Below are 20,086 nucleotides of genomic sequence, written 5' to 3'. Positions count from 1 at the left end.
GTTATGTTCCTTTTGATTTTTGGTCTTGCGCATAGGGATTAAATTCATTGCTATAGATGCGACTGACCTCAATTTGATTTGGTTTTAATTTGTGTTCTTTTTCTAAGGCACTCACCCATGGTGCAAAATCCTGATCTTTTTGCACACCACCCACTTCGTGGACACCTGTGCCTGTGTAATATGGAATCAGTGCTGTATTTTCATTGCGTTGACGTTTTTCGATAATACTTTCCATACGGGCAATGATTTGCTCTTTCGGCGTGTGGTGTAGCCATTCTTGAGCTTTGGCCACGCCACTGACAAAAGTGCGAGCCAACTCGGGATGCGCTTGAATAAACTCACCGCGCATCGAAAAACTGCCTGCGGTAAAGGGCCCGTATAAATCAATATCTTTAAAGATGCTACGTACACCACCATGTTTTAAGGCCCGTTTTTCCAAAATGCCTGAGAACACCGCAATATCAATTTGCCTATTCCGTAAAGCTTGTTCTGAGCTCACCGGTGGCAACATAATCAGTTCGACCTGACGGATTTCATCCTCAGTTAAGCCATGACGGGCCAAATAATCTTTCACCACAAAGTCATAATGTGCCCCATAGGCATTCACTGCGACTTTCTTGCCAATAAAGTCTCGTGGGCCACGAATAGGACTATTTTCTAGCACGTAGAAACCCACATTTTGCTCAGCATCGCTGCCATAAGAAGCCACTACGGGAACGACATCTAGACCCGCAGCGATGACCTTCACCACAGCACCATTAAAGGCGCCAGCAAAATCAACATCACCGGCCACCAAAGTGAGTAAATCTTGTGGCCCACCTTGTACCGTGCCGACATAACTGAGTTTAACGTCGCCTAAATAGCCCAAGTCTTGTGCCAATTCAGGTAAGGACACCAGTCCCGGATAGCTTTGATAGCGTAGTTCTTTTAAAGCCACTTGCTGAGGTTCATCCACTCGCTGCGTGCTGCAACCAACCAAGGCTGTGCCACCGACCAATGCTGCAAGGAACATATTGCGCCAGAGTTGAGGAATGTTATGGATTGTCATTTTTTTCATTGTTATGTTCTCCTATCCAACCTGCTGCCAAGCTAAAACTTTACGTTCAACCCAAGTCAGTACCGTATTGAGCAACACGCCTACAGCACCAATCAGCAACATGCCAAAAATAATCAGTTCGACATCAAAAGCCTGACGCCCTTGAATCACGATATTGCCCAGACCATTGCCATAGTTCGCCAATAAAAATTCAGAGCCAATAGTGGCAAGCCATGCGAAAATCAGCCCAAGTTGTAAACCGACAAAAATCTGCGCAGAAGCACCGGGTAATATCAATTTACGAAACGCGTATGTCTTGGGAAATTGGTAGACTTCGGCCACTTCACGATATTTATGCGAAATACTGCTCACGCCTTCAAAGGTATGTAGCGCCACGGGGTAAAACACCGACAAAGTAATAAACAGCACTTTGGCGCCATGTCCCTCACCTAAAAAAGTCGAAATTAGTGGCAACCATGCAAACAGTGAAATTTGACGCAATACATGAAAGCTCGGTGCAAATAACCAATTTGAAAGACGTGAACTCGCGATTAAGATGCCAAACAACACACCCGCTATCGCACCTATGCCATAGCCAATAAAATTACGTGCCAAACTTTCGCCAAAACCTGTCAAAAAGCTCGGTTGTTGGAGCACGGTTACTGCTTTTTGCAGCACGAGCCATGGACTAGGAATCAACTTTGGATCGACCCAATTTTGCTGTGAGGCTACTGCCCACAGTGCGATAAATGTCACAGGTAGAACGAGTGCTTTTGCTGCTTTAACTAAGACTTGGCGCGCTGCCCCGTGTAATGAAAGAATGCTCATGAGTTGCCTCCTACTCGGGTTGCGTGAAAGCGCGCAGTTTTTTCTAACCAAGCCAGCAAGGTATCTAAGACATAGCCCGTAATACCAATCAGAATGATCGCCATGAAGATCAAGTCCATCTGCATTAGCTGACGTCCCCACACCATGAGATAACCAATTCCTTCACTACTCGCTAATAACTCGACAAAAACCAATGCCAACCACGCCTGCATAATGCCTTGACGTAAACCACTGATCACACTGGGTAGTGCAGCTGGGAAAATCACTTCTTTGAGTTTCTGCCAATTGCTGTATTGGTAAACCTCTGCCACTTCCATCAAACTATTCGGCACATGAGTAATGCCCTTATAGGTTGCAATCAACACCGGTGGTAAAACAGCCAATGAAATAGCGGCAATCTTCAAAGCCTCATCGATGCCTAAGAAAATCATCAATAATGGAATCCAGCCAACTATGGGAAATTGCGCAACAAGATTCACCGTCGGAAAAATAAAGTCCCGACTACGCTTTGCTAATCCCAACACAGTACCAAGCAAAATCCCGACACTGGCACCAAGCAAGACACTCCATAAAATACGTTTGGCACTGATGGCAAAATGAAAACTCAATTCACCGCTTTGCCATAATTCGACTGTGCTTTGCCACACCAGACTCGGTGCAGGTAAAATCTGCTCAGGCAACCACTGTTTAAGTGTTGCCACATACCATAGACCCAACAACAAAACTGGCATCAGGAGTCCACACGCCACTTGCAAAGTTAGTTTTAAATAGGTCTTAAAAAAATCCAACGCACTTCGGTCACTTTGCAAGGGAACCGAATGTGCAGATACATCCGTAAGGCTCATAATTCTTGTCCTTTTACGCTCTGTTCTGAGACATCAGGTTTTAAAAATTGAATAAATTCCTGATCTTTGCTGATCAAAATAATCAGACCAATAAACACCAGCCCGATTGGTAAAAATAAATTTTGTAGTCCAACCTGTGCGCCAAATACGGCGCCTATCAAGCCACCCAACAGTCCACCCGAAGGTCCGACGAGGGCTAAAATTGGAGAAATCTTAGCCATCGCGGTTTGCTCACCGACTCGGGCGAAAGACATAAAATTGGCGATATGCAACATACCGAGCCCTAGTCCAAACATGACCGAAGCAGGCCACATCAACAGCGTGATTTTGGTTAAGGCTAAAATCAGTAATGCCGTTGCCATCAGGCTTAGGCCAATCAAATAAAACTTTTGATAACCCATCAGCTCAGTCAAACCGCCCATGCTAAATAGCGATCCCACAAAGACGATGCCTTGTACGGTCAGCAGCATCACCGCCATTGGCTCTGAAAGTGCAAAACTTTGGATAGCAATCACCACAATGAAAAAGCCAAAGTAGTTATTTGCCACGCTGCTCAAAAATTCCAATATGCAAACAATCCGCAGCGAGGCATGGGTTTTGATGAGTGCCAAAGGCGCCACAATATCTCGCCATTGAAAATGCGGGTGATTCGTCGCTTGCGGAGTGCTACGTTGAAAGCACCACGGAGCCAACAGCAAGGTGCCTAAAAAAAGCAAAGACACCACATAAAAACTTCCGCCATAGCCGAAATGCTCGACCAACAACACGCTCAATGCAGGCGCAATCAGGAAATATCCCATCATGTGCGAACCGCGAAACCAACCCGCACGGACTGGACCTAAACGTTTTAAGTTGCTCAAAAAAACGGTATTGATCGAAACAAAGCGCATGGGTAAGACAAAACTTACTAAGGCTGTGACTGCAAAGAGATACCATGCACCAGCTTTGAGTGGCGTTAAGCTATAGACCACAGCGCCCAACACACTGCCGATGCAGAATATTTTCAAAGACCCAAAGCGCTGTACCAACACGCCAATCGGCAATGCCATGATCAAAATGCCAAAATTTTGCGCTGCAGAAATTAGCCCCAATTGCAATTCGGTGGCTTCTAAATGCACGGCATACAAGGAAATTAATACCCGTGCTACACCCACACCCAGTCCAGCCAAAATCGTAAGCAGCACAAAACTGCTCATAAATTTGGTGGTTAATGGACTGGCAATCACATTGCTTTCAATCGGACGACTCATGGCTGCGACTTACTTCGGTTGACCTTGAGCATTAAATTGGCGCCAGTAACCCTCTAACTTCAGCTCTTTCAAGGCATTATTCAGATACTTCGGCTCATACCATGTTTTGGTATCCACATCACGACGGATTAAACGAGCGTCTTTGGCAATTTTTAAAGCACTGTCAATTTGTGAACGGTGGAACTCGTCTAATAGCGGTGTAGTACGGTCTTTTAAATTCCAGCCATCCCACGTTTTTTGATAATCCACCAACGGAATGCCACTTTGTGCCCAAAGTTTATATTGCGCACTACGATTAGCTTCTTGAGAACTCCACTGCGCTTGTTTAATCAGTGTCGTCACGACACGTTGCACCACCTCTGGATATTGTTTTTCAAAACTTTCTGTCACCCAAAAGTGCGCAATCGGTGCAACTTTGGGATCTTTAATTTCTAGTAATGTTTTCGCCACACCACGCGCTTGCAAACTAAACGGTGAAGTAATCGTGGCATCAATATCACCTGTCGCTAACGCAGTACGCGCCGAATAGGCATCTTGCGAAATCACTCGTAAATCGCGCTCAGTTAAATTGTATTTTGCTAATACACGGTTAAAGACGATCTGACCATTGGTGCCTTTAAAGACGGAGAATTTTTTGCCTTTTAGATCTGCAAAGGATTTAGCATTTGATCCGGCAGGCACCACCACATAGGTAGGACCAAAACGCCCTGTTGAAAACAAGACTTTGGTTTTTAATCCCGTTGAACGTCCAACCAATGAGGGCAAATCGCCATGCAATGCAAAGTCCACTTTGCCATTGGCTAAAGCTTCGTTGGTTGCAGGGCCTGCTCCTGGGAAAAAGAGCCAATTCACCTTAATGCCATCTTTTTTAAATTCTTGTTCGAGCACACCTCGTAAATGTGCTGTAGCTACAAAACTACCGCCCACTTTGGGTTTACCCCCCTCACCCGCAGCTGATACTGAAATGCGAATTTCTTTGGGATTGGCAGCATGCAATTGAACGCTTAAACCAAGTGCTGAAAGTGCCAAGAATGTGGCTGCGATTTTTTTAGAGATAATTTTCATTTTAAATGTTCCTTAATGGTTTAAATATTTGAATTAAAAGGTGTACTGAACCTGAGCTTGCAGCTCATTGGTGTCTTTTTGATTTGCCGTTTCGACATCAAACAGATAGTGATTCAGCTGTAATTGGAATTTTGTGGTTTGCGCAAAAAATAGGTTTAAACCCAAAGAGTGAATGTCATATTCACCAATACGACCGCTCGCGGTATCGAGATAGCTTGCGTTGTTTTTATTCGGGTTATGGCGGTCAAAACGGTAATAGCCTTGGACTGACTTCGGCCAGAAATCATCAAATTTGGCGTTGGATTTAATACTGTTGTAGAACTGATCGCCCAAGGTGTAGAAGGCAGTAAATGTATGCCCTTCCGCTTTGGCTTCTTTGATGTCTTGGGCTATGGTGTCGACATAATCGGTTTTGCCTTGCAGATATTCATAGGTCACACCAAATGGAGCGTGGTTATAATAAATATCGAAACCCAAACGATCGCGTTTTGCAGCATTATCAGTGATTCCGCCGGCTGAAATTTTCGATTCGCCTTTGATATAAGAAGCCCCAAACTTTAACTCACGGAAAATGCTGGCGTAGTCCACTGGCAATGTAAAAGCCACACGACCGATATAATCTTTGCCGTTGTTGTCATCCGCCTTATTACTGGCATTCCCATTGGTTACCCCTAAGGCATACTCAAACAGCGGCGCACGGTAGTTCGATGCAAAGTCGACAAAAGGTTTGGCATCACCACGGACGATAAATCCATTTTGACGGTTAAACAGTCCTAAAAAGGTCGAAGCTGCAGCGGTACTAATGGTCGGACGCAAATCTTCAGGAGACTGCTCATCTAGACCAAAGGGCAATAACTGCTGACCGAGCGTAAAGTTGAGTTTGGCTGTTTCGGGGCCCGCATTGGTGGCAAAAGCGTTATAGCGAACAAAGGCATCTAGTAAGTTAAAGTTACTGTTATTGGTGCCATCATTGCGTTTGCCATAACCAAAGGACAATTGATAATCGAGGTTTTTGCCTTCGTTATAATCACGAAATAAATTCCCGCGCACACCAATTAGCGCAGTCCCAATATCAAATGTCGATTTGGTTGCCCCCAACACACCCGTTTCATCGAGCGCACTGGCACGTAGTTGAACCGTGCCATACAGGGTTGTGTCACGGGTCGATTTTGTGGTTTGACGTTCATATTGACGTGACTGATCGTACTTATAGTTTTCAATATCTGTACGTAAGCCGTCGATATCTTCGGATGTTGCTGTGGTTACTTCTGCAACCTGCGTTTCACCTTCAACATCAGCGGCGTTGGTCGTACCGTCTGTCGTCACAGCGGCCGTTTCGACGACTTGGCTTTTCGTCGCACCAGATTCCACGGCATTTAAGCGTTTTTGCAAACTCTCAATTTGTTGTTTTAAGCTACTCAGTTCTTGCTGAAGTGCTTCATCCGATGCAAAACTCAGCTGACTGGTTGCGGATAAAATCAGTCCGACCGCAACGGTTAATGTGGTTTTTTTCATGATTTGGTTTCACTAACATTTTTCCCAAAGCGCAAAATCCCCCAACCCCATGCAAGGTGCATGAAGTGAATGTACTGCGTGGGTTTTTTAAAAATTAATCTGAGTGGTCGTAGGTTTTATTCAACTTATGCACGACCGAAACTCGAAGACAGCTTTTAGAATTTAAGCGCGCATCATCGCGAGTGTCATAGCACAACAACATGCCTGTTGTAGGACACGAAAAGCAGAAAGATATCGATGCGTAAAAGTACTCATAAATGTTCCATACAGTGGTGAGTTTTGTTCACTCTAATATGGCAACAACTGTGCCAACATTTTAAGTATGTATTTTTTAAAGTTTTATTATTTAAATCTGATAAATTCTGTTGGTTTTAACGCCAAAAAACTGTTGATTATTCAACAGTTGCTTATTTCAAATCATCAGTTATTTCCATTTTTATATCTCATTTTATGAAATAAGAAATACGCTTTGGGCTTTTAATAACTGATGTTACGCCTGTAAAAGTAATTTCGGATTTTTAAAATGATTTTTAAATCTATTCGATGGAGTCTTACATCTAGGGATTGAATAACGGGATTAGTCTTCGGCTGGAGGTACTCTTACGAAACGTTGTTTCTCATTCGACAAAATGAGAAGCGTGCTTCGCAAGGAAACCATCTTGCGGTGCAATACACCTCACCGACAAAACTCGTTCAATACCATCAAATGATTCAAAGGATCGTAAAAATATTTTTGATTAAAAATCGTCTTGTCTCAAACAATTGCGGATGACACTACCGCGTATCGTTCTTTTATTTGGATCAAATTGCGCTTCTGATATTACTAGAGCATAAAAAAACCCACTGACGTGGGTTCTTTTCAATTGATTTTAATTACCGCTTATTGACCAAATTTAGTCGCCATGGCAGTTAATTTTTGATAACCCGTCGGTAGCAAACGTTGAATTAAATCAATCGCTTTTGCATCATTACCAATCAATAAACGACGCTTATCTTTTTGTACTGCTTCAATGATTTGACGAGCCGCTTCTTCAGGTGGACAGCGCAAGAATTTATTAAAGGACTGTGCCGATTTTTGCGGGTTCATGCCTAAACTTTTCAGGCTATCATTCATTTTTGCGGCATTGGCAATATTGGTACGAATCCCGCCCGGATGTACACATAGCGCACTCACGCCACAGTTTTCAATATCCAATTCTTGGCGTAAAGATTCGGTAAAGCCACGTACTGCAAATTTAGTGGCATTATATGCCGACTGTGTTGGCTGTGCCGTTAAGCCAAACAAGCTGGAAATATTGATGATATGACCTTCACCACTTTGCTTAATATACGGTAAAAACTCCTTGGTGCCATAAACCACACCCCAGAAGTTAATATTAACAATCCACTCCAGCTCTTCGTAGCTTGCCCCTTCAACGGTCGTGCCCAATGCCACACCCGCATTGTTAAAAATCATATTCACCGAACCATGATCTTTAACGGTCTGTGCTGCCCATGCTTTCATTGCCGCAAGGTCTGACACATCGAGTTTTTGCGTGGTTACACGTACATTGCTGGCTTTCACTAAGTCTACGGTTGCCGCTAGACCCTGTTCATTCACATCACTTAAAGACAGATGGCAGCCTTGTTTAGCCAAAAGCACAGCCAATTGCTGACCAATACCTGAACCTGCACCTGTAATGGCAGCCACTTTATTTTTGAAGTTTTTCATTGTGATTCCTTATTCCTTTATGCTGCCGCTTGGCTTTATCACAGCGTGATCTCATTTGCCAATGTGTGCAGTTCGTCAACTTAATATAGTTTTGACAATACATATTGTCAATGTCATCTTAGGACGTGCTAAGCTGTTGAAATCGCCAATGCTTAAACATAGGTTTAAACTGAAATTATTGCTAAAATAAGACAAAATTCTGCTTTAGTTCAGCGTATATTTTCATGACAGATGCAACAAATCACACAGAACAACAACAGGCAAAAAATGTGAAGGAACGTCAATTTAAAGGGCTTTCTCTCAGTGAACGTAAGCAAGCGCGACGTGAAAAACTGATTGAAGCCGGTATAGAAGCCTATGGAACACATGGCTTTTTTTCAGTGACTGTGAAAGATATTTGTTTGGAAGCCAAGCTGACCGAACGCTATTTTTATGAATCATTTAAGAAAAGTGAGCAACTGTTCCAGACCATCTTTTTAAAATTAATCGATGAACTGCAACAAAATGTGATGCAAGCCATCATGCAAGCATCTACCGATTCTAAAAAAATGATTGAAGCGGGTTTAACCGCCCTATTGTTAACTTTAAAAAATAATCCCCGTATGGCGCGCATCATTTACATCGATGCCATGTTGGTACAAGAGCTACATAACCAAGCCACAATTCATGAAACCATGATGCGCTTTGACCGTATGATTCATGCCTTTGTCATGCTCATGATGCCGAATATTGATCGTTCAGAACGCGAAATTTCAATGGTCGCAACAGGTCTCAATGGTTATGTCACCCAAATCGCGATTCGCTGGGTCATGAGTGATTATAAACAACCGATGGACGAAGTTTTATCGTCATGTAGCGTGGTCTTTTTGGCCTTGTTGGATGCTTTTTCTGAAAAACCCAGGAAATAAATTCTGAGCTCAACACTGATCTTTACAATTTTTTGAATGATTTTTTGTGACAACAGCATGATGCACAGCCCATGTTGTTGAATATTTCAGGATTTAAATTGTCACAATTTCTTTCTAAACCCCAATGAAAGATCATTTTTGCAATGATACTGTCATAATTAATCTTTGTAATAAGCCTGTCATAAATATAAAACGGTCTACCGTTTACATAAAATAGGGTATTGCGCTGTGAAAGATGACTATATTTTAATCGTCGACGACGAACTCCCGATTCGGGAAATGATCCATACTTCACTGGATATGGCTGGTTTTCAATGTCAGCAAGCTGAAGATGCCAAACAAGCGCACCAAATGATTGTAGATCAGCGTCCTGCACTGGTTTTATTGGATTGGATGATGCCTGGTGGCGTGAGTGGTGTAGACCTTTGTCGTCGTTTAAAACGCGATGAAAATTTGTCAGAAATTCCAGTCATCATGCTCACTGCACGCGGTGAAGAAGACCATAAAGTCCAAGGTCTAGACGCGGGTGCAGATGACTACATGACCAAACCCTTTTCCACCCGTGAATTGGTGTCACGCATCAAAGCGGTGCTGCGTCGCTCAAATGCATTGGGTGGAGAAAAAACCATTGATGCCAATGGCTTAATCCTCGATCCAGTCAGCCAACGTGTCAGCTTTGGCAACACCATTTTAGATATGGGACCGACTGAATATCGTCTACTGGCCTTTTTCATGACTCATCCTGAACGTGCCTACACTCGTGCTCAATTATTAGATCAGGTTTGGGGTGGAAACGTGTATATTGAGGACCGTACCATTGACGTTCATATTCGTCGTTTGCGTAAAGTTCTTGAACCTTTCCAAGCCGATCGTTATGTGCAAACTGTTCGTGGTACAGGTTACCGTTTCTCTACCCGTGCAGACGCTGTGATGGGTTAGTCATTTTAGGTCTTTAATTTTCTATGTACGAACCGTATCCCGTCCCTGAACTTGCCAGTGAACATAAAAAATTCCGTTACAGCAGTTTATGGACTTTTGCCAAGCAGGATTTAAGACTTTTGGCATTTTTCCTGCTCATTGCTGCACTCATCGGCTTTGGTATCGGGTACTTATGGATCTGCATCTTAATTGCCTTTGCAGTGTTCTTTGCATTGCAAATGCGTTCGCTGTACTTGGTCAACGAATGGATTTCAAACCGTCCCTATGATGTCCCGCCGAATTTAGATGGCATTTGGGGGGCTTTGCTCTTTAATGTTTACCGTGCGCAGCGCCAAGAACGCATTGTACAAGCTGAAATGGTCGGCCTGATTGACCGCGCCCAATCTTCCTTAGTGGCACTTGCTGAAGCGGTGGTATTGATTGATGAATTACACCAAATCGAATGGTGGAACCCTGCTGCAGAAAAGCTTTTGGGGATTCAACAGCTCGATCAAGGGCGCAATATTTTAAGTATTTTAAGACAGCCCAGTTTTATCGAATACTTTACCAATATCGATTTAGCCCCCGATGGTTTGAAAATGAAATCATCGGTGCTTGAAGACCATTATGTGCAAGTGAAATTGACCCGTTTTGGTCGCGAAAGTCGTTTACTGGTGGCCTATGACGTCACACGCATGCATAACCTTGAGCAGATGCGTAAAGACTTTGTCGATAATATTTCACATGAGTTACGCACACCGCTCACAGTTTTAAGTGGTTATATCGAAACCTTTACCGATCAGGAAGATTTAAATCCACGCTGGAAACGTGCATTCGATCAAATGCAATCTCAAACCCGCCGTATGAATGCTTTGGTCAATGACTTGTTATTATTATCTCGTCTGGAAAATGATAAAAAAGTCGCTAAAAATCAAATCATTGAAATGCCAAGTTTAATGAACCAACTGTATGACGATGCACATGCTTACAATGTGGATTATGGACATACACTGAATCTTGAAATTGATAGTCACTGTGACCTGATCGGATCAGATATGGAATTGGCGAGTGCCTTTAGTAACCTCATCACCAATGCAATTAAATACACCCCGAAAGGCGGTACTGTGACCATTGGTTGGCATGATGATGGTACGCATGGTTATTTTACCGTTGAAGATACGGGTATCGGGATTGACCCGAAACACTTACCCCGTTTAACGGAACGGTTTTACCGTGTGGACAGCGCACGTAGTCGCCAAACGGGAGGAACAGGTTTAGGTCTTGCCATCGTGAAACACGTTTTGATGCAACATCAGGCACACCTTGAAATTGAGTCCAAAGAAAACCGTGGTTCGCTGTTTAAAGTCGTCTTCCCTAAAGAACGCTTGTATCATGTGAGCTAAGCAGAATCATCCTGCCGGTCTTGCTGTGCTTCCAACTGTTGTTCTTGTTGTTTGGCACGGCGATATGCAGGACGCTGTTGCATCCGTTGTAAGAAAGCCTGAATTTGTGGATATCGCCCTTGAGTTCTGGTCATGACGGCTTCTAATGGAAATGTCATCTGAATATCCGCAAAGCTAAACGGTCCCACAAAATATTCATTTTCCGCTAAATGGTTTTCTAAAAACTCGATATTTTCTTTTAAGCGAGGTCGTACAAAACCTTTTTTGACCCCATCACAAATGCGATTAGCGACGGGTTTGATGACCCAAGGTACATGGCGTGGCACATTGCTCATGACCAACTGCATCACCAACAACGGCATTAGAGAACCTTCGGCATAATGCATCCAAAAGCGATATTGTTGTTTTGAATGTTCCGCCTTGGCTGCAAAAAAATCATGCCGATCATACTTCTCTTGTAAATACTCCAAGATCGCTGCAGATTCTACCAAGACCAGTCCATCATCCTGCAATATGGGCGACTTCCCTAAAGGATGGATGGCTTTAAGCTCAGGGGGAGCAGACAAATTTGGCTGGCGCAGATAAAACTGAACCTGATAATCCAGTCCTAATTCCTGCATTGCCCATAAAATACGAAATGAACGAGATTTTTCTAGATGATGTAGCACCCGCATGGGTTCATCTCCTATATGAAGTCTAAAATTTTCTTATTTCTGGCAAGCCATTATTATTTTGAAGTACTTAAATCATAAAAAGTGTCAGATCACTGCTTAGGGCTATATCAAAACTAAATTTTGCACAGTACAGCAGCGACCTGCTTTTAAATTAAACTAGAGTGGTTTTAATGTCTACACTGCGCAATAAAGTTTTTTGTCACTGGAGTTTTTTCACAAATGGACAAGATCTTTTGCTCTAATTCTGCATCCAAGGATGTTTGAAAATGCAGGCGTCGCTCAACCCATTCAGCACCTTCACGGTTCGCACAAAAGTCTGCCTCGACACTAAACTCCCCCAATTGGATTTGTTTATGTGCTGCATACATGCGCAAGGTAATCATGGTGCATGAAATTAAAGAGGCGCACAGTAAATCATACGGTGCTAAACCTAAATCCCCACCGCCAAATGATTCGGGCTTATCGGTAATAAGTTGATGTTTTCCAATCTGAATTTCACCTGACCACGGTGCTTGTAAGGTGTTTACTGTTGCCGTTGCGACGATACCCATAATGACTCCCTCATGGTTATGCCGCACCATTTTCACCACAGGTACGGCTGTTCATTTTTATTTTTAAGTTAACGTGATGGACGCATTTTATCAGGGAACGCCGGTGCTTCTAGTCGTGGACCATCATAGTCTGGAATAGAGCCAAAGCGTTCGTCCTGATTAATCCACTGCTCACGGGCAATATTCAATTCTTCTTGTGTGCGCCCCACAAAATTCCACCACAGCAAAATCGGTGATTCAAAAGGTTCACCTCCTAATAATAAAACACGACCACCTGCATGTAGGTCAATTTTGACTTGGGTTAAGCCCGGCTCAAGTACCACCATATTGTCTTCATTTAGCTCGTGACCATTGATACTGGCAGTCCCTTCGAGGGCCATAAAGCCATATTCAAATTTTGGATTGAGCGGCAGGACGGTACTTTGACTTTCCGAACTACGCAGATCGACACCCAATAATTCACTATGTACTTTTACCGGCGATTTAGTCTGTAAAAATTCACCCACCAATACCGTCAATTCAATCCCGTCTTGTGTCACCACAGGCAACTCTGGGTAATGGTCAAACTGGGGCGCCATATTGATTTTGTCATCTGGCAATGCAATCCAAAGTTGCGCAGCATGCATTTGCGTTTCAGATTCTGGAGCAACCTCAGTATGCGAAATACCATAACCCGCCGTCATGAGATTGACTTGTTTGGGCTGAATTAACTGATGTGTGCCCAAACTGTCGGTATGCATCATGGTGCCATCAATCATCCAGGTAAATGTTTGCAAACCAATATGTGGATGCGGCCCAACATCTAAGCCATCACCTTGCGGAAAATGCACTGGACCGGCATGGTCAAGGAAACACCATGCCCCAATCATCCGTTTATGCCGACTCGGTAAAGCACGTTTTATCACTGTGCCTTGACCAATTTCAGCACGGCGCAGTGGAAATTCTTGAATGAACTGATTGACGTATTTTTCACAATCGTCGGAATGAGATATTTCTGTGTAATTGGTATTGGTCATATTCTTACCCTAAATTTGGCTAAGCCGATGCAAGGACTATCGGCTAGAGCTATGCATTTTTTCCATTATATCTGCATTAACTCAATCTTCTTCAGCTGTCATTAATACGCTGAATCACAGAGATAGGACAATCGTTTTTTTGTTGCCTAATATGACATACAGATAGCAGTTATCGATGCTTCTTTAGACAAACCCAATGCAAAATTATTTGTTAAAATCACGTGAAATGTAAATCTAAGTAACACAAATTAACACTCACTTTTAACCAAACAATACCAAATACTTCACAAATCATTGAAATAACGTGTTTAATTTTAAATAAGAATAATATAGATTATTTGAGTTACATAAATTTACATACAAACCATGCTCACCTGTCGGTAATCTTGCATGATCAATGAGTATAAGAAAGAATCACGTGCACTGATCCAAAAAGCCTTGAAAGGAACCTTTGTTCGCGTTCCTGCTCAATTTCGTCAAGAATTTTTCCACTACCATCGTCGTCAACTTTTTAAATTCTTTTTCCAAGTCAACATCGTGGCACAATTGGCCTATCTCTCTTATGCCATAGCGGATTGGTTTATGTTGCCCGATGTGGGCTTGCTCGCGATAGGCTTAAAAACGGCCTATACCTTACTGATGATGGGCATCACATGGGTCATTTATACATATAGCAAGAGCATTTTACTCTTTGACTTGATGCTTCCCCTATCGATCGTTGGCGCTTCTGCCCTGTGGTTTAGTCTACTCAATTTATCCAATAGCCCTGATGTGCCGATTTATTTATATGCATCCTTGGTTTTTATCGTGTTAGCCAATTTATGTGTGCAAATCCGCTTTAAAGCTGCTGTGCTCATTTCTCTGTGTATCAGTCTAATCTTGCTGATTGGGGTGTATTTCGCCGTTTCTGGCAATATCCATCAACTGCAACTGTTTATCTTGATCTATTCCCCTGTGTTGTTATTTAGTTTGTATATCAGTTGGAATTCAACGCAAAAATCCAGAATTGTTTTTTTACACAGTAAACTCGATCAGTTGAACCGTGAAGCGCTCAATATTATGGCGCATACCGACGTGCTGACCGGCTTAAACAATCGCCGTCAATTTATTCAACTTGCCAATTATCATATTCATCATCAGTCCAAACCGTTACAGCCGCTTTCATTACTGATTTTTGATGTCGACAAATTTAAAAATATTAATGATCAATTTGGGCACTATATTGGTGATCATGTTTTACAACAAATTGCAGAAACGTGCCGACATACCTTACGTAGCCAAGACATCATTGCCCGCTTCGGCGGTGAAGAATTTATAATTCTTTTACCGCAGACACACCTGCGTCAGGCTCAAGATATTGCCGAACGTCTACGACGGGCAATAGCCGATGATTATTTAGAACTTGATACACTACAAAAACTTAAATTTACCGTTTCAATTGGTGTTGCCGAATTTGGTCAAAAAAACCGAGATTTACAAAGTGTCATTCGCATGGCCGATCAGGCACTTTACCAAGCAAAATCTGCAGGACGCAATCAAATTTCAACTTATAAAACAGCAAGTTAATAATATATTTTGTAACATTCATCAGACGATTTTTTTTCATTCATTCGAAAAATCCCTAGTTTCAGGTAGATATTTTTGTGTGTTTTTTGTTCATAATTTGTCCTAAGCCATTTATGGAGAAGGGACATGTCTGTTGATGTACGAATGAGTTCTCGGACTAATTCGTCTGCTCAGGAAGTTCGTAAAAATCATACTCATACTTTGAAACTTTCTGAGTGTGATCTTGCCAATCGTGCCGAGATTGAACAAGCTATTGCAGATCCCTTTGCACGTATTCCTACGCAGTTTAGAAACTATTTTCTACAACATCAGTATGCCCATCAGTTACCTTATTTGCGTCAAGTAAACTACATGGCGCAGATTACGTTTCTTCTTTATTTTTTTGCTGACATTTTTATTATCCCTGACATGTTCTTTTGGTCAGGTCTTTCTCGAGTGGCCATGATTGTTGCTGCCTTATTGGTCAGCTTCTATCTGTTTAAATACAAAAAAGATATTCGTGTGCTCGACATGATCTTACCGATTGGGACAGTCTGCAGCACCGCGATTTGGATTGGCTTATTACTGGCTTCAAATAGCCCAATGGTCTCGTCCTATATCTATGGTGCGTCGATCTTTATTTTAATTGCCAATGTCTGCGTACAAACACAATTTAAGCCCGCCTTGTATTGTTCGGGCCTCATTTCGCTATTGGTGTATTTTGCGGTGAGTCAGCTTTTATCATGGCAAGAAGCACTGATTTTTGTGGTGGTGTCTATTCCTATTTGGATGATCAGCCTGCATATGAGTTGGAACAATACGCTCAATGCACGCCGTCATTTTTTACGTACCCTGCTTGACGACTGGAATATGCATACGCTGAAAAATCTTGCGCATACAGATGAGCTCACCCAGTTATACAACCGTCGTCAGTTTGTTCAATTGGCTGAGCATCGCATCCATGAATGGCCAACGCCTGCAAGCACTTGCTTATTGATGTTTGATGTCGATCATTTTAAACATATTAATGATAATTACGGGCATGATGTTGGTGATCAGGTACTGCAATGTATCGCTGAAACCACCCGCAAAGAAATGCGCCAAAAAGATGTCTTGGCTCGTTTTGGTGGTGAAGAATTTATTGTGCTTCTGTCTGAAACGCAAATACAGGATGCAATGTTGATCGCGGAACGTATTCGTTTAACGCTTCAAAATCAATCTTTGCTGAATGTCGCAAATCATCCGATCCAATTTACCGTTTCCATTGGTGTTTCACAGCTTAAATCACATAAGCAAAATTTAACTGAACTGATTAAGCAAGCGGATATTGCGCTGTATCAGGCAAAAGAAAATGGCCGTAACCGTGTAGAGCGCTATGATTCAAGTATGAAACCGGAACGTAAATCGACAAAGTCTTGGCAAAGCTTTACCCATAAAGCAAAGCCCAAAGCTGAACCGAATAATGAAAGCGATAGTAGTTGGTCAATTGTTTATAAATAGAATGTTGAGATATAAAAAAAGGACGCTGAAGCGTCCTTTTTTTATTGGATATATCTTAAATGAGATACTGCCACAGGCATCTTGCACAAAATTTAAAGCAGTGCTTTAAATTTTGTTCATGGCGTAAAACTGGCACGAAGCAGTGCTTCGTAAAACCCCAGTCTGGCGCAGGCATAGCCTTTGCCGTAATTTAGGCAAGAAACGTTGTTTCTTGAAATCCAAAACTGCCGCGAGCATAGCTCTTGGCGTAAAACTGGCACGAAGCAGTGCTTCGTGAAACCCCAGTTTTACTCCCACTCAATCGTAGCAGGTGGTTTAGACGATACGTCATAAACAACACGAGAAACTTCTGCAATCTCGTTCATGATACGTGTAGAAATCTTGTCTACTAAGTCGTATGGAAGATGTGCAAAACGTGCAGTCATAAAGTCCACAGTTTCTACAGCACGAAGCGCGATCACCCATGCATAACGACGGCCATCACCTACGACACCCACAGATTTCACAGGTTGGAATACAGCAAATGCTTGTGCAGTTTTGTCATACCAGCCGCTTGCGCGAAGTTCTTGCATGAAGATGTCATCTGCTAGACGAAGGATATCTGCATATTCTTTTTTCACTTCACCAAGAATACGTACACCTAGACCTGGGCCTGGGAATGGATGACGGTAAAGCATTTCAAATGGAAGACCTAAAGTTGTACCTAAACGGCGTACTTCGTCTTTGAACAAATCACGGATTGGCTCAACCAATTCGAATGCTAAATCTTCAGGTAAACCACCTACGTTGTGGTGTGATTTAATCACGTGTGCTTTACCTTGTTTGCTTGCTGCAGATTCAATTACGTCTGGGTAAATGGTACCTTGAGCAAGGAAGTTCACACCGTCAAGCTTACGTGCTTCTTCAGCAAACACTTCAATGAATTCACGACCGATGATTTTACGTTTTTTCTCTGGATCAACTTCACCAGCAAGTGCTGTTAAGAAGCGATTTTCAGCGTCGGCACGAATCACGCGGATACCCATGTTTTTCGCAAACATGTCCATCACTTGCTCGCCTTCGTTCAAACGAAGTAAACCGTTATCTACGAATACACAAGTCAATTGGTCGCCAATCGCACGGTGTAAAAGTGCAGCTACAACAGATGAATCTACGCCACCTGAAAGACCCAATAGAACTTTTTGATCACCAATTTGCTCACGCAGTTGTTCTACGCGAAGATCGATAATGTTTTCTGAGTTCCACAAGTTACGGCAACCACATACGCCATGTACGAAGTTAGACAATAACTCAGCACCTTTCGCAGTGTGTGTCACTTCTGGGTGGAATTGGATACCGTAGAAACGACGTTTTTCATCAGAAACCATCGCTACTGGGCAGCTTGGTGTGCTTGCAGTGATTTGGAAACCTTCAGGAATTTGAGTCACTTTATCGCCATGACTCATCCACACTTTTAATTGGTCTTTAGTATCTTCAAGATCACCAATTAAAGCATCACGGACTTTAATATCAACTTCTGCATAACCAAATTCATGCACAGTACCTGGCTCAACTTTACCGCCAAGTTGTTCTGACATGGTTTGTAGACCATAGCAAATACCTAAAACAGGTACACCAAGTTCAAATACAACTTGTGGTGCGCGCGGACTACCTTCTTCATGAACACTTTCTGGACCACCTGAAAGAATGATCCCGTTTGGGTTAAATGCACGAATGTCTTCTTCAGACATATCAAATGCGTACATTTCTGAATAAACACCAGCTTCACGTACACGACGTGCAATAAGCTGACTATATTGAGAACCGAAATCCAAAATCAGGATACGGTCTTCAGTAATTTGGGTATTGGTAGTCATGGCAAACAACTATGCAGGCAACGAATATAAGCGCCGTATTCTAACATTTTTCTTGGACTTTCGCACACTATTCGGACAGGGGCAAAAACCACAAGCCAAACGATGTTTTTTACAACACATTTCAGGGCTTTATTGATTTACTTTAAATCAGCGATAGACATGAAAAAAGCGGCAGAACGCCGCTTTGATGGATGCTCGGACTCATGACCGCTTTATTTTGATTTTTCGATCCAATGATCAAAACTGAATTTACCTGCACCATGTAACATGAGAAATAATAAGCCGCCTGACATCGCCAAATTTTTCATAAAGTTAATGCCATCTTCTGCACCACCATGGAATAAAAATGCAGTGATTAAACTAAATACGGTTAGACCCAATGCCGCAAAACGCGCTTGAAAACCAAACAATAAAGCTAAGCCGCCACCTAGCTCGACTAAGATAGTAATCGGAAGAAGCCCAGCTGGCACACCCATTGACTCCATATAACCTCCGGTTGCAGTGTAAGCGGTAATTTTGCCCCAACCTGCCACAATAAAGATATAAGCCATCAAAATACGTGCAACGAGACTGATCACTGCATTGATTTGCGGCTGTTGACTCAGATTTTTCACCACTAGATTTGGATTAAACATACTGAAACCTATTTTTAATACTGTTCAAAAGATGTGCTTAGATTAGGTCGTTTCTTATTCTCTTTAAATATGCTTTTATAATACTCATCATTCCATATATAGAACGATTTTACTGATAATTAATTACGTTTTAATACTGACTTTGCTGCCCCAGACTGATAGCATCAGACCACTATTTTACACATATAAGCCCCATGGAACTGATTGATTTTATACTACATGTTGATGACCATTTACTCGAGTTTATTACCAATTATGGCGTATGGATTTATGCAATTCTGTTCCTGATCATTTTTGTTGAAACCGGTTTAGTGGTCATGCCCTTTTTACCGGGTGACAGTCTTCTGTTTGCAGCAGGCGCGCTCGCTGCGTCAACAGGTGCCATGGATCCATGGGTTTTGGTGATTTTGCTGTTTATCGCTGCGGTCTTGGGCGACACGCTGAATTACCATATTGGTAAATATATTGGCCCACGTGTCTTTGAAATTGAATCACGCTTTATTAACCGTCAACATTTGGTGAATACGCAAAAATTCTTTGAAAAACACGGTGGTAAAACCATTATTTTTGCCCGCTTTATTCCTTTTGCACGAACCTTCGCGCCTTTTGTCGCAGGTGCAGGCAGCATGAACTACAAGTACTTCCTGACTTTTAACATGATTGGTGCGATTTGCTGGGTTGGCTCATTTATCACTTTGGGTTATTTATTTGGCAATATGCCCATCGTGAAAGATAACTTCACCCATCTGATCTTCGGCATCATTATTATTAGTGTTTTACCGGGTGTGATTGGTTTTATTCGAGCAAAATTAAAAAAGTAAACTGATATG

At 42.4% G+C, this 20,086-nt stretch carries 17 protein-coding genes and 1 pseudogene; 6 read left to right on the top strand and 12 right to left on the bottom strand.

The window, feature by feature from the left end; translation table 11 throughout:
• Position 1: 1 nt before the first annotated feature.
• The 7 genes from FTV11_RS05425 to FTV11_RS05395 form a co-directional block, all read right to left on the bottom strand.
• Positions 2 to 1,057, bottom strand: coding sequence for an ABC transporter substrate-binding protein (locus FTV11_RS05425; protein ID WP_257223185.1), 1,056 nt, complete (start codon positions 1,055 to 1,057; stop codon positions 2 to 4).
• Between the two features lie 12 nt (positions 1,058 to 1,069).
• Positions 1,070 to 1,864, bottom strand: coding sequence for an ABC transporter permease (locus tag FTV11_RS05420; RefSeq protein ID WP_180073557.1), 795 nt, complete (start codon positions 1,862 to 1,864; stop codon positions 1,070 to 1,072).
• Positions 1,861 to 2,709, bottom strand: a complete 849-nt coding sequence (locus tag FTV11_RS05415) for an ABC transporter permease (RefSeq protein WP_180073556.1) — start codon at positions 2,707 to 2,709, stop codon at positions 1,861 to 1,863. The genes FTV11_RS05420 and FTV11_RS05415 overlap by 4 nt, the downstream gene beginning before the upstream one ends.
• Complete coding sequence (locus FTV11_RS05410; protein WP_180073555.1) at positions 2,706 to 3,959, bottom strand: MFS transporter; 1,254 nt, start codon at positions 3,957 to 3,959, stop codon at positions 2,706 to 2,708. Before FTV11_RS05410 ends, FTV11_RS05415 begins: the two co-directional genes overlap by 4 nt.
• Positions 3,960 to 3,968: 9 nt before the next feature.
• Positions 3,969 to 5,024, bottom strand: coding sequence for an ABC transporter substrate-binding protein (locus tag FTV11_RS05405; protein WP_180022184.1), 1,056 nt, complete (start codon positions 5,022 to 5,024; stop codon positions 3,969 to 3,971).
• Positions 5,025 to 5,057: 33 nt separating this feature from the next.
• Positions 5,058 to 6,539 (bottom strand): carbohydrate porin, encoded by a 1,482-nt coding sequence (locus FTV11_RS05400; protein ID WP_180073554.1) that lies wholly within the window; start codon positions 6,537 to 6,539, stop codon positions 5,058 to 5,060.
• Between the two features lie 880 nt (positions 6,540 to 7,419).
• Positions 7,420 to 8,250, bottom strand: coding sequence for an SDR family oxidoreductase (locus FTV11_RS05395; protein WP_180007971.1), 831 nt, complete (start codon positions 8,248 to 8,250; stop codon positions 7,420 to 7,422).
• A gap of 224 nt (positions 8,251 to 8,474) precedes the next feature.
• Here FTV11_RS05395 and FTV11_RS05390 point away from each other — a divergent pair, with 224 nt between their 5' ends.
• The 3 genes from FTV11_RS05390 (at position 8,475) to phoR (ending at position 11,479) form a co-directional block, all read left to right on the top strand.
• Positions 8,475 to 9,158 carry a TetR/AcrR family transcriptional regulator gene (locus FTV11_RS05390; protein WP_180007972.1) on the top strand — a complete coding sequence of 228 codons (684 nt, stop codon included), beginning with the start codon at positions 8,475 to 8,477 and terminating at the stop codon, positions 9,156 to 9,158.
• 228 nt (positions 9,159 to 9,386) lie between these two features.
• Positions 9,387 to 10,097: a phosphate regulon transcriptional regulator PhoB gene (gene phoB / locus FTV11_RS05385; protein ID WP_078191504.1), complete on the top strand. Its 711-nt coding sequence runs from the start codon at positions 9,387 to 9,389 to the stop codon at positions 10,095 to 10,097.
• Between the two features lie 23 nt (positions 10,098 to 10,120).
• Positions 10,121 to 11,479: a phosphate regulon sensor histidine kinase PhoR gene (gene phoR, locus FTV11_RS05380; RefSeq protein ID WP_078191505.1), complete on the top strand. Its 1,359-nt coding sequence runs from the start codon at positions 10,121 to 10,123 to the stop codon at positions 11,477 to 11,479.
• Here the strand turns inward: phoR and FTV11_RS05375 are convergent.
• From FTV11_RS05375 to FTV11_RS05365, 3 genes and pseudogenes are all read right to left on the bottom strand, one after another.
• Positions 11,476 to 12,153, bottom strand: coding sequence for a glutathione S-transferase family protein (locus FTV11_RS05375; protein WP_180007973.1), 678 nt, complete (start codon positions 12,151 to 12,153; stop codon positions 11,476 to 11,478). The genes phoR and FTV11_RS05375 overlap by 4 nt on opposite strands.
• A 151-nt stretch (positions 12,154 to 12,304) precedes the next feature.
• Positions 12,305 to 12,704, bottom strand: a pseudogene (locus FTV11_RS05370) (OsmC family protein).
• 68 nt (positions 12,705 to 12,772) lie between these two features.
• The gene (locus tag FTV11_RS05365; protein ID WP_078194052.1) at positions 12,773 to 13,720 is read right to left on the bottom strand and encodes a pirin family protein; all 948 of its coding nucleotides are present in this window, start codon (positions 13,718 to 13,720) and stop codon (positions 12,773 to 12,775) included.
• Between the two features lie 390 nt (positions 13,721 to 14,110).
• Here FTV11_RS05365 and FTV11_RS05360 point away from each other — a divergent pair, with 390 nt between their 5' ends.
• Positions 14,111 to 15,286: a GGDEF domain-containing protein gene (locus tag FTV11_RS05360; protein ID WP_180073553.1), complete on the top strand. Its 1,176-nt coding sequence runs from the start codon at positions 14,111 to 14,113 to the stop codon at positions 15,284 to 15,286.
• Positions 15,287 to 15,430: 144 nt separating this feature from the next.
• Positions 15,431 to 16,765, top strand: coding sequence for a GGDEF domain-containing protein (locus tag FTV11_RS05355; RefSeq protein ID WP_180073563.1), 1,335 nt, complete (start codon positions 15,431 to 15,433; stop codon positions 16,763 to 16,765).
• A gap of 287 nt (positions 16,766 to 17,052) precedes the next feature.
• Here FTV11_RS05355 and guaA read toward each other — a convergent pair whose 3' ends face one another.
• The gene (guaA, locus tag FTV11_RS05350; RefSeq protein WP_078194056.1) at positions 17,053 to 18,621 is read right to left on the bottom strand and encodes a glutamine-hydrolyzing GMP synthase; all 1,569 of its coding nucleotides are present in this window, start codon (positions 18,619 to 18,621) and stop codon (positions 17,053 to 17,055) included.
• 212 nt (positions 18,622 to 18,833) lie between these two features.
• On the bottom strand, positions 18,834 to 19,256 hold the full coding sequence (locus FTV11_RS05345; protein WP_180026156.1) for a DoxX family protein: 423 nt from the start codon (positions 19,254 to 19,256) through the stop codon (positions 18,834 to 18,836).
• A gap of 194 nt (positions 19,257 to 19,450) precedes the next feature.
• On the opposite strand from FTV11_RS05345, the gene FTV11_RS05340 reads away from it, so the two are divergent.
• Positions 19,451 to 20,077 (top strand): DedA family protein, encoded by a 627-nt coding sequence (locus FTV11_RS05340; RefSeq protein WP_078191514.1) that lies wholly within the window; start codon positions 19,451 to 19,453, stop codon positions 20,075 to 20,077.
• Positions 20,078 to 20,086: the final 9 nt, after the last annotated feature.

This window comes from Acinetobacter sp. YH12231 (genome assembly GCF_013417755.1).
Lineage (GTDB): Bacteria > Pseudomonadota > Gammaproteobacteria > Pseudomonadales > Moraxellaceae > Acinetobacter > Acinetobacter amyesii.
This window is presented reverse-complemented; position numbering and strand designations above follow the sequence as displayed.

Excerpts from the sequence above, each read along its gene's own strand:
- phoR (WP_078191505.1), top strand. The coding sequence starts at position 10,121 with ATGTACGAACCGTATCCCGTCCCTGAACTTGCCAGTGAACATAAAAAA.
- FTV11_RS05425 (WP_257223185.1), bottom strand. The coding sequence starts at position 1,057 with ATGAAAAAAATGACAATCCATAACATTCCTCAACTCTGGCGCAATATG.
- FTV11_RS05355 (WP_180073563.1), top strand. The coding sequence starts at position 15,431 with ATGAGTTCTCGGACTAATTCGTCTGCTCAGGAAGTTCGTAAAAATCAT.
- FTV11_RS05405 (WP_180022184.1), bottom strand. The coding sequence starts at position 5,024 with ATGAAAATTATCTCTAAAAAAATCGCAGCCACATTCTTGGCACTTTCA.
- FTV11_RS05420 (WP_180073557.1), bottom strand. The coding sequence starts at position 1,864 with ATGAGCATTCTTTCATTACACGGGGCAGCGCGCCAAGTCTTAGTTAAA.
- FTV11_RS05410 (WP_180073555.1), bottom strand. The coding sequence starts at position 3,959 with ATGAGTCGTCCGATTGAAAGCAATGTGATTGCCAGTCCATTAACCACC.
- FTV11_RS05400 (WP_180073554.1), bottom strand. The coding sequence starts at position 6,539 with ATGAAAAAAACCACATTAACCGTTGCGGTCGGACTGATTTTATCCGCA.
- FTV11_RS05375 (WP_180007973.1), bottom strand. The coding sequence starts at position 12,153 with ATGCGGGTGCTACATCATCTAGAAAAATCTCGTTCATTTCGTATTTTA.
- FTV11_RS05415 (WP_180073556.1), bottom strand. The coding sequence starts at position 2,709 with ATGAGCCTTACGGATGTATCTGCACATTCGGTTCCCTTGCAAAGTGAC.
- guaA (WP_078194056.1), bottom strand. The coding sequence starts at position 18,621 with ATGACTACCAATACCCAAATTACTGAAGACCGTATCCTGATTTTGGAT.
- FTV11_RS05360 (WP_180073553.1), top strand. The coding sequence starts at position 14,111 with ATGATCAATGAGTATAAGAAAGAATCACGTGCACTGATCCAAAAAGCC.
- FTV11_RS05340 (WP_078191514.1), top strand. The coding sequence starts at position 19,451 with ATGGAACTGATTGATTTTATACTACATGTTGATGACCATTTACTCGAG.
- FTV11_RS05345 (WP_180026156.1), bottom strand. The coding sequence starts at position 19,256 with ATGTTTAATCCAAATCTAGTGGTGAAAAATCTGAGTCAACAGCCGCAA.
- FTV11_RS05390 (WP_180007972.1), top strand. The coding sequence starts at position 8,475 with ATGACAGATGCAACAAATCACACAGAACAACAACAGGCAAAAAATGTG.
- FTV11_RS05395 (WP_180007971.1), bottom strand. The coding sequence starts at position 8,250 with ATGAAAAACTTCAAAAATAAAGTGGCTGCCATTACAGGTGCAGGTTCA.
- FTV11_RS05365 (WP_078194052.1), bottom strand. The coding sequence starts at position 13,720 with ATGACCAATACCAATTACACAGAAATATCTCATTCCGACGATTGTGAA.